The sequence below is a fragment of the Nakamurella aerolata genome, from assembly GCF_013002705.1.
Taxonomy (GTDB): domain Bacteria; phylum Actinomycetota; class Actinomycetes; order Mycobacteriales; family Nakamurellaceae; genus Nakamurella; species Nakamurella aerolata.
In genome coordinates, this window is the sequence record NZ_JABEND010000011.1 from 46466 (window position 1) to 59495 (window position 13030).

The following is a 13030-nucleotide window of genomic DNA, read 5'->3' on the forward strand; positions in this document are numbered from 1 at the left end:
GGATGCCAACTGCGCGCCGCGATGACGATCAGACACCCCAGGAGCCGGCCAAAGTTGTGCTGAAAGTTGTGATCTCGCAGTCACCTTGCCGCCGGCCGACACCCCGCGACCAGCACCTCGGCAGCCGCCGGTATCGGACCCGGCGCGGCGGTGGCCGGCACCGTCGTCGGGCGCCGGTAGGGTCGCTGACGGCGCTGTGACGGGCCGGCCGAACTACCGCCGGCCGGACCCCGTCGCGGCGCCGCGTCATCGGGCCGAAGCATCGGCGGAGCAAGCGACACCGGCATTCGGACGGCAGCGGGAAAGAGGTGAGCGGGTCAGTGACAGCGGCTCGCGCCGGCCTGCTGCCGGACATCGATCTGGCGCGGCTGCGACCGTGGCAGCGCGCTGCCATCGAGGCCTACCACGCCGCCTGCGGCCAGGGCGGTCGCCGCGACTTTCTGGTGACGGCGACACCCGGCGCCGGCAAGACCACCTTCGCCCTGGCGCTGGCCTCTCGGCTGGTCGCCGCCCGCGCGGTGGACCGGGTGATCGTGGTCTGCCCGACCGATCATCTGCGCACCCAATGGGCCGACGCGGCCGCCGCCTTCGGGATGCGGCTGGACCCGACGCTGACCAACGCGCAGGGCCCGGTGCCCGGCGGCGCGCTCGGGTACGTCACCACCTACGCCCAGGTGGCCGGCCGGCCGGCGATCCACCGCGCCAGGGCGCTCAAGCTGCGCACGCTGGTGGTGCTCGACGAGATTCACCACGCCGGCGACGGGTTGAGCTGGGGCGAAGCGATCGCCGATGCGTTCGCCGACGCCGAACGCCGGCTCAGCCTGACCGGGACGCCGTTCCGTACCAGGGCCGACGAGCGGATCCCCTTTGTCGACTACGCCGTCGAGTCCTCGGCCGACGGACAGTTGTTGCGTTCCAAGGCGGATTTCGGGTACGGCTACCGAGAAGCGTTGGCGGACAAGGTGGTTCGTCCTGTGGTGTTCGCCGCGTACAGCGGGGTCACCCGGTGGCGCAACAGCGCCGGCGAAGTGATCGCGGCGCAGCTGGGCCAGGCCGGGACCAACTCGGTGGAGCAGGCCGCATGGCGCACCGCTCTGGACCCGTCGGGTGGCTGGGTGCCGCACGTGATCGCCGCGATGGACGACCGGATCTCGCACCTGCGCGCCGCCGGTATCCACGACGCCGCCGGTCTGGTGCTCGCCTCCGACCAGGACGACGCCAGGGCATACGCCAAGGTGGTCAAGAAGATCACCGGCACCGCGCCGGTGCTGATCCTGTCCGACGATCCCAAGGCGTCGGCGAAGATCGAGAAGTTCCGCACCTCGACCGACCGGATCGCGGTGTGCGTCCGGATGATCTCCGAGGGTGTCGACGTGCCGCGGGCGGCCTGCCTCGCCTGGATGACGAGCTACCGGACGCCGCTGTTCTTCGCCCAGGCCGTCGGCCGCGTGGTCCGGGCCCGCGCGGCGCAGGAGACCGCGACGGTGTTCCTGCCGGCGGTGCGGCCGCTGCTGGCGTTGGCCGCAGAGCTGGAGAACGACCGCAACTACGTGATGTCCCCGCCGCCGAAGGCGCCGGCCGACGACCTGGCCGACCCGCTCGATCTGGTGGTGGACGAGTCCGAACCCGATACGGCACAACGGGAATCGCTGGAGTCGCAGGCCGAGTTCGCGCACGTGCTGCACTCCGGCAAGGCCGTCACCGCCGAGCCGCTGGCGCCGGGGGAGGCCGTCGAGCTGTCCGAGGACGAGCAGGACTTCCTCGGGCTGCCGGGGCTGCTCACCCCGGAACAGATGGCGCAGCTGCTGGCCCGCAGGGACGCGCAGCTGCGGCAGCGGGTGGACGCCGCCGCCCGTCGGCGGGACGACGACGACACACCGGCCGGCGGTGCCGGCGGGGCCGAAGCGAGCCAGGGGCATCAGGACGGCGGGGCCGGGGCGCCCGACAGCGGCATGGTGGCCTCGGCGACCGGTTGGCGTGCGGCCGCCGAACTGCGCCGCGAGGTGAACCAGCTGGTCGGCCGGATCGCCGCCCGCACCGGTGATCCGCACGCCAAGGTGCACGCGCTGCTGCGCCGAGCGGTGCCGGGGCCGGCGTCCGCCGCGGCCAGCGCCGAGGTACTGCGGGAACGCCGCGACCACCTGCTCGGGCTGCTGTAGCTAGCCGCGGCTGACCTGGTCGTCCGCAGGCGGTGGCGCGCTGCCGGACGGTGGGGCGCTGCCGGACGGTGGTGCGCTGCCGGCTGGAGGCGCGCTGCCGGACGGATGCTTGTGCTGCGGCGGCGGATCGGGGATGTGCGCGGTCTTCCGCAGCGTCGGCGCCGTGAGGTAGGCGATCTCCACCAGAACCGCTCCGCCGAGGCCGACCAGCAGCGACTGCACGGCCAGCCCTGACGGCAGGTCGAAGTCGAAGAAGGTGCGGGCGAACGGCAAGGTCAGCGCGAGCACCCCGATGGCGATCATCGACCCGATCAGCGCCGCCTTCCACAACCGGAACGGCCGGGCCAGCACGATCAGGATCCAGAAGAACACCACGAGCAGCGCGACGGTGGCGCCGGTACCCGGCTGCCAGCAGGCCCGGTCAAGGATCTCCTGGTGCTTGTCCGCCGGCACGCACAGGTCGGAGAACTGCGCCCGCGGCACCCCGTAATGGGCGTTCGCCAGCAGGTACGACACCACAACGGCAAGGCCGGCGATCAACCCGGCCGGGATGCTGAACCGCAGCACTCGCTTCAAGAAGCCGGGAACGTAGCGGCGCTTGTTCGGGCCGAGCGCGAGGAAGAACGCTGGGATGCCGATGGTGATGGCGCTGACCAGCGTCAAATGCCGCGGCAGGAACGGGAACGGCAGTACGAACAGCGCTGCGGTGACGATGGCCACCAGGCTCATCACGTTCTTGGCCAGGAACAGGTTCGCCACCCGCTCCACGTTGCCGATCACCCGCCGGCCTTCGGCCAGCACCGATGGCAGGTGCGAGAACTTGCCGTCCAGCAGCACCAGCTGTGCGACGGTCTTGGTGGCCTGTGCGCCGTTGCCCATCGCGACGCCGATGTCGGCGTCCTTGAGCGCCAGCGCGTCGTTCACGCCGTCGCCGGTCATCGCAACGACCCGGCCCTGGGACTGCAGCGCCAGCACCAGCGCCCGCTTCTGCTCCGGCGAGACCCGCCCGAAAACCGTTGTGGTTCGGGCGATCTCAACCAGTTCGGCCGGATCGTCCGAGATGGTGCGGGCGTCCACCGGTTTGTCGACGGTGAGCCCGACCGAGCGGGCGATGGCCGCGACGGTCTGCGGGTTGTCGCCGGAGATCACCTTGATCTGCACGCCCTGCTCGTGGAAGTAGGCCAGGGTCTCGGCGGCGTCCGGCCGGATCTGCTCGGTCAGGGTGACCAGCGCGGCGGGCTCGAGCGACGACGGCAGCTGCGGCCCGTTCACCTGTTCGGTGGTGGTGGCCAGCAGCAGCACCCGCCGGCCGGTGCGGGCCAACTCGCTGACCCGCTGCCGCAACGGGCTGTCGGACGGCAGCAGCACGTCGGGGGCGCCGAGCAGCCAGGTGCCGTTACCGCCGAAATCGGCGCACGACCACTTGCGGGCAGAGTTGAACGGCACCGAGCTGACCCGGTGCCAGCCCTGCGGCGCGGCGATCGCGTGCTGCACCGCCTTCAGCGTGCCGTTGGCGTTCTCGTCGTCGGCCAGCGCACCGAGCGCCTGCCGGTAGTCCGAATCGGCGAACCCGTCGACCGGGTTCACGTCCTCGAAGACGATGTCGCCCACGGTCAGCGTTCCGGTCTTGTCCAGACACACCACGTCGACCCTGGCGAGGCCCTCGACCGCCGGCAGCTCCTGCACCAGCACCTGCTGGCGGGTCAGCTTCACGGCGGCCAGCAGGAACGCCACCGAGGTGAGCAGCACCAGGCCCTCGGGCACCAGGCCGACAAGGCCGCCGGTTGACCGGATCACTACCTGCCGCCAGCCCTGATCACCGACCACCCTGATCTGCGAGATGATCTGCAACGGCAGCGCCAGCACGATCACCCAGGTGATCCACTTGAGCAGCTTGTTGACCGACTCCTGAATCTCCGAGCGCACCCTGGTGAACTTGCGCGCCTGCTCGGCGATCTTGTTGGCATAGGCGTCCTGCCCGACGGCGGCCGCGACGAAACGCCCGGAACCGGCCACCACCGCGGTGCCGGACATCAGCTTGTCGCCGGGGCTCTTGGGCACCGCATCGGATTCGCCGGTCAGGTTCGATTCGTCGAGCTCAAGGCCGTCGCCGGAGCGCAGCACGCCGTCTGCGGGTACCTGGTCGCCGGTGCGCAGCTCGATCAGGTCGCCGAGGACGACGTCCGCCACCGGGATCTCGCTGAGGTTGCCGTCCCGGATCACCCGCGCGGTCGGCGCGTTCAGCAGGGCCAGTTTGTCGAGTTTCCGCTTGGCCAGGTACTCCTGCACGATGCCGATCAGCGAGTTGACCACCAGGATCACGCCGAACAGCCCGTCGGCGATCGAACCGGTGGCAAGGATCAGCACGAACAGCGCGCCGAGGATGGCGTTGAACCTGGTGAAGACGTTCGCCTTGACGATCTCCCACACCGTGCGCGACGAGCCGGACTCCACCGCGTTGGTGTGCCCGGCGGCGACCTGCTGCTGCACCTGGTCCGCGGTGAGGCCGGTGGCCGGGGTGTCTGGCGCGTCGGGTGCGTCGGCGACGGGGGCAGCGGGAGAGTGGCCGGCCAGGTCAGAGGGCGGCGGGAGCGGAGCGGTCACATCAGACATTGTTCCGTACCGGCGGAGGAGCGAGTACCGACTCAAGTAGACAACTGCACCTGACTTTGGGTGCGCGATGATTCCGCTGGGTGGGTTGCCCGGGTCAGGACGTATCCGTCGGGTCAGGACCAGTCCGCTGGGTCAGGATCTATCCGTCGGGCCAGGACGTGTCCGCCGGGTCAGGAACGCGCCAGCGCGACGATCGCGCCGATCAGTGCGACCAGCGTGCCGGCCATCCCGAGAAACCAGCCGACCTGGGTCTGCGCCAGCATGGCTTGGATGCCGGTGCCGCTGAGCCCGCCCTGCACCAGCCAGAATCCGCCGCCGGCCAGCGCTGCGGCCGTCATCAGCATGGCGAAGGTGCCCGGCGGCAGGTGATCGATCCTGGCGAACATCATCAGCGCGAACAGCACGCTGGCGACGCCCACCACCGACAGCGTCGGAATCGAGTAGACCGCAACGATTTTCGACCAGCTCGGGTCGGCGGTGATGTTCCGGCCGATGGTGAACAGATCCCACCCGGTGATGGACCCGAAGCCGCGCAGGGTTCCGTCGGCGGGCTTCCACGGCAGCAGCAGCGACACCGCGGCGGCGGTCCCGCCGATCAATAGCAGGAAGCCGGCGACGAGGTCGGGCCGGACGGCCGAGAACGATCGGCCTGCCTGATGGCTCGGCGCGCGCGCCGCTGTGCTGATGCTCACCTGGTGATTGTCGCTCGTTGCCGTCGACTGCCGCGGGTATTCGGTGCGAGCGTCGCGGGTATTCGGTGCGGGCGGCCGGCGGTCAGACTTCCCTGGCCTCCTGCCGGGAGTCCTGCAGTTCGGCGTCCATTTCGGTCAGCCGAGCGCTGTGCTCGGCGGCGTGGTGGCCACAGAAGAGCAGCTCACCGCCGCCGGAGAGGACGGCACGGACAACGGCGGCGGCCCCGCAGCGATCGCAGCGGTCGGCTGCGGTCAGCGGCTTGCGTGGGGCGAGTGTTGCGGTCATCGTGTCCTCCCGTCGTCGGTGCCGGCGAACCGGCGGGTACTGAACCTGCCGGCGAACCGACTGGTGTGAACCGGGTACTGCTGCGACGTCGCTGCTGGCTGCCCGGTTCCGGCTGGTTCTGCTCCGGTGTTGCGTCCCGGGTCGGTGGCGCCGCTGATCCCATGCTGCCATCTGGTTCCGACCACCCGATGCTGATCCGGCCGCGATTCGCTGGCGGCGAAACGTGATCCCACGGTGTGGACGCGGTTGGCGGACCGGCCAACCGGAGTTGACGTGTTGCCCATGAGCGCAACCCGGCGCCGGGGCTTAACATCGGGCCACTCGACCGGCCGCGCCGGTCGCGGCGGCAAAGGGGTGGGATTCGGCGGGACCTCCGGCCCTGGCGCAGCAGGAAGCACAGCGACACCGTGAACACAGGTGCACTGGGCAGACCAGCCGGCACCGACGCAGGTGGGACTGGCCGATCGCGGATCGGCCATCAGCGATGCGAGCGACGCGAGAAGGAGCGGCCGGCATGGACACCCTGGGGATTGCCCGCTGGCAGTTCGGGATCACCACCGTCTACCACTACCTTTTCGTGCCGATCACCATCGGGCTTGCGCTGTTCGTCGCCATCATGGAGACCACCTGGCTGCGCACCCGCAATCCCGATCATCTGCGGGTCACCAAGTTCTTCAGCAAGTTGTTCCTGGTCAACTTCGCGATCGGTGTGGTCACCGGCATCGTGCAGGAGTTCCAGTTCGGGATGAACTGGTCCAGCTACTCGCGTTTCGTCGGCGATGTCTTCGGGGCGCCGCTGGCCATGGAGGCGCTGCTGGCGTTCTTCATCGAGTCGACCTTCCTCGGTCTGTGGATCTTCGGCTGGGACAAGTTGCCGCCCAAGATTCACGCCGCCTGTATGTGGATGGTGGCGTTCGGCACCATGGCAAGCGCGTACTTCATCCTTGCTGCCAACTCGTTCATGCAGCACCCGGTCGGCATCGAGCTGAACCCGGATACCGGGCGGCCGATGCTCAACGACATCGGCGCCGTGCTGTTCCAGAAGCTGCAGCTGATCACCTTCTCGCACGTGATGACCACCGCGTGGATGACGACAGCGGTGCTGATCGTGTCGGTGAGCGCCTGGTTCATGCTGAAGAAGCGCGAGACCAAGGTGTTCCGGCCGCTGGTCAAGGGTGGGCTGTGGGCGCTGCTGGTGGCCAGCCTGCTGACCTTCGTCACCGGCGACCTGCAGGGCAAGGTGATGACCGAGGTGCAGCCGATGAAAATGGCTGCGGCGGAGGCGCTTTACCACGACGCCGACGGTGCCTCCTTCTCGCTGATCTCCATCGGCACCCTCGACAGCAGCGAAGAAGTCTGGGCCATCCGGGTGCCGAAGGTGTTGTCGTTCATGGCAACCGGCAACCCGAACGGGCACGTCGAGGGCATCAACAACGTGCAGCAACGCTACGAGCAGCTGTACGGCCCCGGCGACTACAAGCCCAACATCCCCGTCACCTACTGGATGTTCCGGTTCATGATGGGTGCCGGCTTTGCGCTGCTGGCCTTCTCGATCGTCGGGCTGTGGTTGATGAGACGCGGCCGAACACCCAAGAAGAAGGTGGTGTGGCACCTGGCCATCATCGCCTTCACCGCGGCGCTCATCGGCAACTCGACCGGCTGGATCTTCACCGAGATGGGCCGCCAGCCCTGGACGGTGGTCGGCATGTTCGAGACCAAAGACTCGGTCTCGCCCAGTGTCTCGCCAGGGACGGCGCTGATATCGCTGATCTCGCTGACGCTGGTGTACGCGGTGCTCGCGGTGATCGAGGTCGGCCTGATGCTGAAGACCATCCGCAAGGGCCTGCCGGACGAGGAAGAGGCTCTGCGCAGCCTCGGCAAACGAAACCCGTTGTCCGACAGTGCCTCCGGTGGATCGCGCGACGGGGACGGCCCGGACGACCCCGACTCCGCCGGCGGTGCGGGCGGAACGAAGAAGGATGCCGACGATGTGCTGGCCTTTGCCTACTGACCGCTTGGTTGCCGGCCGGCCGCTTACCGACCAGCCGCACACCGAGCAGTTGTTGCCCGCCCTGTTGATGACCGTCGTGCCGATGGTGAAGGAAACGCCATGACCTTGAACGAGCTCTGGTTCGCTCTGATCGCGGTGCTGTGGATCGGCTATTTCGCGCTGGAGGGCTTCGACTTCGGCGTCGGCATGCTGCTGCCTCCGGTAGGACGGACACCGCGCGGCCGCCGGGTGCTGATCAACACCATCGGCCCGGTGTGGGACGGCAACGAGGTGTGGCTGATCACCGCCGCCGGCGCCATGTTCGCGGCCTTTCCGCTCTGGTACGCCACCCTGTTCTCCGGGGCGTACCTGCCGTTGTTGGTGATCCTGCTGTGCCTGATCGTCCGCGGCGTCGCATTCGAATACCGCGGCAAGGGCTCAACCTCGCAATGGCGGCGGAACTGGGACATCGCCATCACGGTGTGCTCGCTGCTGCCATCGATCTTGTGGGGCATCATCTTCGGCTCGATCATCCGCGGCGTTCCGCTGGATGCCGAGCACGAGTTCACCGGCAGTCTTGGCGACTACTTCGCCCCGTTCTCGCTGCTGACCGGGCTGCTGACGTTCCTGTTGTTCGCATTCCACGGAGCGGTGTTCCTGCGCTTGAAGACCACCGGCGAGGTCCGCGCCAGGGCGCTGCGGGTCGCGCTGCCCACCGGCATGCTCGGTGCCGTCGCCTATCTCGCGATGGTGATCTGGATGCAGACGTTCCGGGACGGGATCGGCGGAATGCAGCTGGGGGCAACCTCTTTGGTGGTCGGGCTGGTTGGCGTCGTCGCGATGGCCGCCGGCGTCGTCCTGGCCAAGGCCGGTCGCGACGGCTGGGCCTTCACCGCCACCGCCGCCAGCGTGGTTGCTTGGGCCACATCGATTTTCACCGCGCTGTACCCGATGGTGATGCCGTCGAGCAGCGATCCGGCGGGCACCCTCACCCTGGTCAACGCGGCGTCCGGGCACTACACCCTGAAGGTGATGAGCTGGGTCGCGCTGTTCCTGGTGCCCTTCGTGCTGGCGTACCAGGCCTGGACCTACTGGGTGTTCCGCAAACGCATCTCCACCAAGCAGATTCCGCCGACTCCTGGTGAGGCCCAGGATCATCACCCCGACGACGATCCGATCGACCCGACCGATCCGTCCGGCCCGAATCGCAGCGAGCGCAGTACCTCCGGAGCCGGTGCGGCTTCCTCCGGCGGGTCATGAGATCTGTCGAGCCGGCGCTGCTGCGCCGTGCCCCGGCCGTCCGGTCGCTGCTGGTCGGATCCGGCCTGGTGGCGGCAATCGGGACGGTCGCCGTCATCGGGCAGTCATGGGCGCTGGCCCGGTTGCTGGCCACCGCGCTCGCCGGCACCCTCGATTCCGCGTCGGTGCTGAGTGCAGCGCTGCCGGGTGCCGGCCTCTCGACCGGCACCACGATGATGATCCTCGCGGGTTGCGTGCTGGTGCGAGTGGTGACGGCCTGGGCCGGCGAGCGGATGGCCGGCCGGGCCGCGGCCGACGCCGCCGGCCAACTGCGCGCCGAAGTGTTGAATGCGTTGGCGCGCGGGCAGAGTCGCTATCGCTCGGCCGCCGCCAGTACCAGGCATCAGGTGTTGCTGACCAGCGGCCTCGACGGCATGCAGGCTTATCTCAGCCGGTACCTGCCGGCGCTGGTGCAGGCCGCGCTGATCCCGCTGGCCGTGCTACTGGTGCTGGTGCTGGTTGACCCGTTGTCGGCGCTGATCGTGCTGGTGACGCTGCCGCTGATCCCGCTGTTCATGGCGCTGATCGGCTGGTTCACCCAACGCGAGACGGCGGCATCGCTGCGGCGAGCGGAGACGCTGTCCGGCCGGTTCGCCGACGTCGTCGCCGGGCTGCCGGATCTGGTGGTGCTCGGCCGGGTCAAGGCTCTGGCGACCGCGGTCGGCGATGCCGCCGAACGGTATCGGACAGCGACGCTGGCAACGCTGCGGATCGCGTTCTTGTCGGCAATGGCGCTCGAGCTGCTGGCGACCCTGTCGACGGCGCTGGTCGCCGTCACCGTCGGCCTGCGGTTGGTGCACGGCGGTATCGCCGTCGACGTGGCGCTGCTGGTGCTGCTGCTGGCGCCGGAGGCGTACCTGGCGCTGCGGTCGGTCGGGACGCGCTTTCACGCCGCTGCGGACGGCGTTGCCGCCGTCACCGCGGCGACCGAGTTGCTGGACAGGGCGCCGATGCCGGCGGGGGAACGCACCGATGTGGCCGCGCCGCCGGCGCTGCGTACCAGCAAGGTCGGGTTGACCTTCCCGGACGGCCGCCGGCTGGCGCTGCCGGACGTGTCGGTCCCGGCCGGGGCGATCACCGTGGTGCGCGGCGCCTCCGGATCGGGGAAGTCGACGCTGCTGAACCTGTTGGCGCGCCTGGATCTTGCCGATACCGGACGCACCGAGACCACCCTGCCCGCCAAGCGGGGGTCCGGCGCTGGTGGACCGGCCGGCGAGTGGCCCGGGGAGCGGGTTGATGAGCAGGCAGGGCAGTGGATCGACCTGGCCGACGTGTCCGGTGAGCAGTGGTGGGCGCAAGTCGGCTGGTGCGGGCAGCGGCTGCCCGGCGACGACAGCGGCACCCTGCGTGAGTTGCTGCTGGCCGGTCGCGGCGGGAGCACCGAGCCGACACCGGAACGGTGGCAGCGGGTGCTGGACGGTTGCGCACTGACCGACGTCGTTGCCGAGCTGCCCGACGGCCTTGACACCCGCCTGGGACGCGGGGTGCGGGAACTGTCAACCGGCCAGCGCCGCCGGGTGGCGCTGGCCGCCGCGGTGCTCTCCGATCGCCCGCTCGTGCTGCTGGACGAGCCGACCGAGGCGCTGGACGCCGACACCGAAAACCATGTGGTGCAGGCGCTTCCGGCCATGGTGGCCGGGCGCACCGTGGTGATCACCAGCCATCGTCCGGCCCTTGAGTCCGCTGCCGACCAGCTGATCGACCTCAGCTCCGCCGACCCGACAGCCGCCGGGCCGCAGGCGTCCGGCGAAGCTGCCGAAACGGCGCGTGATGCTGTGCCGCCAGCGGCGTCGACAACGCAACCTGCTGTGGCGCAGCAGATCTCCCAACCCGCGGGTGTGCGATGAGCGTCAGTTCGGAGCGGGAACCTTCGTCATCGGCGGCGGCAACTGGGGCTGCTGGGTTGGGGTTGGCAACCGCAGCGGGGTCGGGGGCGGCCGCCGCGGCAGCGGGGGAGACCGGTGCGGTCGGGCTGGGCCGGCTGATGCGCCTGCTGCGGCCGTGGCGGCGGCAGCTGCTGATCGCGCTGGTGGCGGCGGTGGGTGCGGCGTTCTGCGCGGTGGCGCTGACCGGAACCGCTGCCTGGCTGATCGCGACCGCCGCCGGGCAGGTGCCGGTGCTGACGCTGATGGTGGCGATCGTGCTGGTGCGGGCCTGCGGTGTCGGGCGCGGGGTGCTGCGTTACGTTGAGCGGCTGACCGGGCACGCCGCGGTGCTCACCATGTTGGTGACGGTGCGCCGGCAGCTGGTCGGCGGGCTGGCAGATCGGTTGCGGCACGGGCGATTGGCGCTGACCGACGCCGGCGCGCTGACCCGGGTGAACACCGATGTCGACGAGCTGCAGGACGCCTTCCTGCGGGGTGTGCTGCCGTACCTGGCGTCGCTGGTGGTGTGTGCGGCCGCGACCGTGGTGTCCGGCATCATCTATCCGCTGGCCGGGCTGGTGCTGCTGGTCGCGATGCTGCTGTCGATGATCGCGGTGCCGCTGTTGACTGCCCGCGCAACCGCGGCCGATCAGCGTGCGCTGGTGCGGGCCAGGGCCGAGCGCGACACCGAGGTGGCAACGCTGCTGGCGGCTTCCGACGGCATGATCATCGACGACCGTTGGCGGCAGGGGGTGGACCGGCTGTCCACCGCCGAACAGCGGCTGCAGGGTGCGCGGGACTCCGAGAACCGGCGCAGCGCACTGACTTTGGCGCTCGCCGTTGCGGTGACCGGACTGGCCTGCGTGCTGATTGTTGGTGCCGGGTTGGGGGCGGTGCGGAGCGGGTCGCTGAGCCCGGTGCTGCTGGCCGTCGTGGTGCTGCTTCCGCTGTCGCTGACGGACCTGGTGGCCGCCGCCGGTGACTGTGCCGCGGCCCTTGGCCGCACCAAAGCGGCCGCGGCCAGGGTGCTTGGGCTGCTCGACACCTCGGCAGCGGACCAGGGTTCCGGCGTGGGCGGCGCGGGCGGGCGCGGTGTGGGCGGGGGCCCTGCCGGTGCGGGCAGCGCTGGTGGGAGTGGTGCGGGCGTGGGCGGTGCCGTTGTGGACGGCGCCGGTGCGGGCGGGAGCGGTGCCGTTGTGGACGGTGCCAGTGTGGACAGCGCCGGTGGGAGCACTGCCGGCGCGGTCGACGGTGCGGTGGCCGGCTCGGCGGTATCTCGGGCGGCCGAACGCCTCCCCGAGCCGGCGCGCATGCCGGTGGTGCAGTTGCGGGACGTGGCGGTGCGTTGGCCCGGTGCGGAGGTCGACGCGGTCAGCGGTGTCACGTTGACGCTGGGTCCGGGTCGACGGGTCGTGGTGTTGGGGCCGTCGGGCTCTGGCAAGTCGACGCTGTTGGCCTTGTTGCTCGGTTTGCTGCCGTTGTCCCGCGGGAGCATCAGCGTCGACGGCCAGGAGGTGGCCGGCCCCGGGGACCCGCTGCCGGATGGACTGCTGCCGGCCGCATGGCTGTCCCCGCAGGCGCACCTGTTCGACTCGACCATCGAGCGAAACCTGTTGCTGGCAAGCTCTTCGGGCGGGACCGCGTCGAAGGAAGAGCTGGAAAAGGCTTGCCGCGCAGCCGGTCTGACCAACTGGATCAAAACCCTGCCCGATGGCCTACAGACCGCTGTCGGCCCCGGTGGGCTCGCGGTGTCGGGTGGGGAGCGGCAGCGCATCGCGCTAGCCAGAGCGCTGTTGGCCGACCGGCCGCTGTTGCTCGCCGATGAGCCCGCCGCGCATCTCGACGCCGCCACCGCCGATCACGTGACCGCGGCGGTACTGGCGCCAGACCCGGTGCGCTGCACGGTGTTGGTGACCCACCGCGAGTCCGACGCCGACCTGGCCGATGAGGTGCTTCGGTTGTCCTGAAGTGTCTGCGTGGCTGCCCGTGGCGCGAGCCGATCTGCCTGGCGCGAGCCGATCCGCTTGGCGCGCGGCCGCTGCCTGCCGAGAGTCCGCTGCCGGGCCGAGCTGGCTGATTCGCCAGGTGCGGCGTGCAGCCCGTTGATGCCAGCGGCAGGCGTTGAC

8 protein-coding genes are annotated in these 13030 nt (G+C 70.0%); 5 read left to right on the top strand and 3 right to left on the bottom strand.

Features of this window, described 5'->3' with window-relative positions; all coding sequences use genetic code 11:
• Positions 1-320: 320 nt before the first annotated feature.
• Positions 321-2159, top strand: coding sequence for a DEAD/DEAH box helicase (locus HKD39_RS16205; protein ID WP_343074750.1), 1839 nt, complete (start codon positions 321-323; stop codon positions 2157-2159).
• On the opposite strand, the gene HKD39_RS16210 is transcribed toward HKD39_RS16205, so the two are convergent.
• The 3 genes from HKD39_RS16210 to HKD39_RS16220 all read right to left on the bottom strand — a co-directional run bounded on the left by HKD39_RS16210 (position 2160) and on the right by HKD39_RS16220 (position 5750).
• The gene (locus HKD39_RS16210) at positions 2160-4763 is read right to left on the bottom strand and encodes an HAD-IC family P-type ATPase (protein ID WP_343074751.1); all 2604 of its coding nucleotides are present in this window, start codon (positions 4761-4763) and stop codon (positions 2160-2162) included. It lies immediately after the preceding gene.
• Positions 4764-4942: 179 nt separating this feature from the next.
• Positions 4943-5464: a hypothetical protein gene (locus tag HKD39_RS16215; RefSeq protein ID WP_171200920.1), complete on the bottom strand. Its 522-nt coding sequence runs from the start codon at positions 5462-5464 to the stop codon at positions 4943-4945.
• Between the two features lie 82 nt (positions 5465-5546).
• Positions 5547-5750: a DUF7455 domain-containing protein gene (locus HKD39_RS16220; RefSeq protein ID WP_171200921.1), complete on the bottom strand. Its 204-nt coding sequence runs from the start codon at positions 5748-5750 to the stop codon at positions 5547-5549.
• Positions 5751-6264: 514 nt separating this feature from the next.
• Between HKD39_RS16220 and HKD39_RS16225 the strand changes: the two genes are divergently transcribed.
• The 4 genes from HKD39_RS16225 (at position 6265) to HKD39_RS20115 (ending at position 12871) form a co-directional block, all read left to right on the top strand.
• Positions 6265-7761, top strand: coding sequence for a cytochrome ubiquinol oxidase subunit I (locus HKD39_RS16225; protein WP_171200922.1), 1497 nt, complete (start codon positions 6265-6267; stop codon positions 7759-7761).
• Between the two features lie 99 nt (positions 7762-7860).
• Positions 7861-9000, top strand: coding sequence for a cytochrome d ubiquinol oxidase subunit II (cydB, locus tag HKD39_RS16230; protein ID WP_171200923.1), 1140 nt, complete (start codon positions 7861-7863; stop codon positions 8998-9000).
• A complete protein-coding gene (gene cydD, locus HKD39_RS16235; RefSeq protein ID WP_171200924.1) occupies positions 8997-10886 on the top strand; it encodes a thiol reductant ABC exporter subunit CydD in 1890 nt (629 codons plus the stop codon). The genes cydB and cydD overlap by 4 nt, the downstream gene beginning before the upstream one ends.
• A 62-nt stretch (positions 10887-10948) precedes the next feature.
• Positions 10949-12871, top strand: a complete 1923-nt coding sequence (locus tag HKD39_RS20115; protein WP_171200925.1) for an amino acid ABC transporter ATP-binding/permease protein — start codon at positions 10949-10951, stop codon at positions 12869-12871.
• Positions 12872-13030: the final 159 nt, after the last annotated feature.

Excerpts from the sequence above, each read along its gene's own strand:
- HKD39_RS16220 (WP_171200921.1), bottom strand. The coding sequence starts at position 5,750 with ATGACCGCAACACTCGCCCCACGCAAGCCGCTGACCGCAGCCGACCGC.
- HKD39_RS16225 (WP_171200922.1), top strand. The coding sequence starts at position 6,265 with ATGGACACCCTGGGGATTGCCCGCTGGCAGTTCGGGATCACCACCGTC.
- cydB (WP_171200923.1), top strand. The coding sequence starts at position 7,861 with ATGACCTTGAACGAGCTCTGGTTCGCTCTGATCGCGGTGCTGTGGATC.
- cydD (WP_171200924.1), top strand. The coding sequence starts at position 8,997 with ATGAGATCTGTCGAGCCGGCGCTGCTGCGCCGTGCCCCGGCCGTCCGG.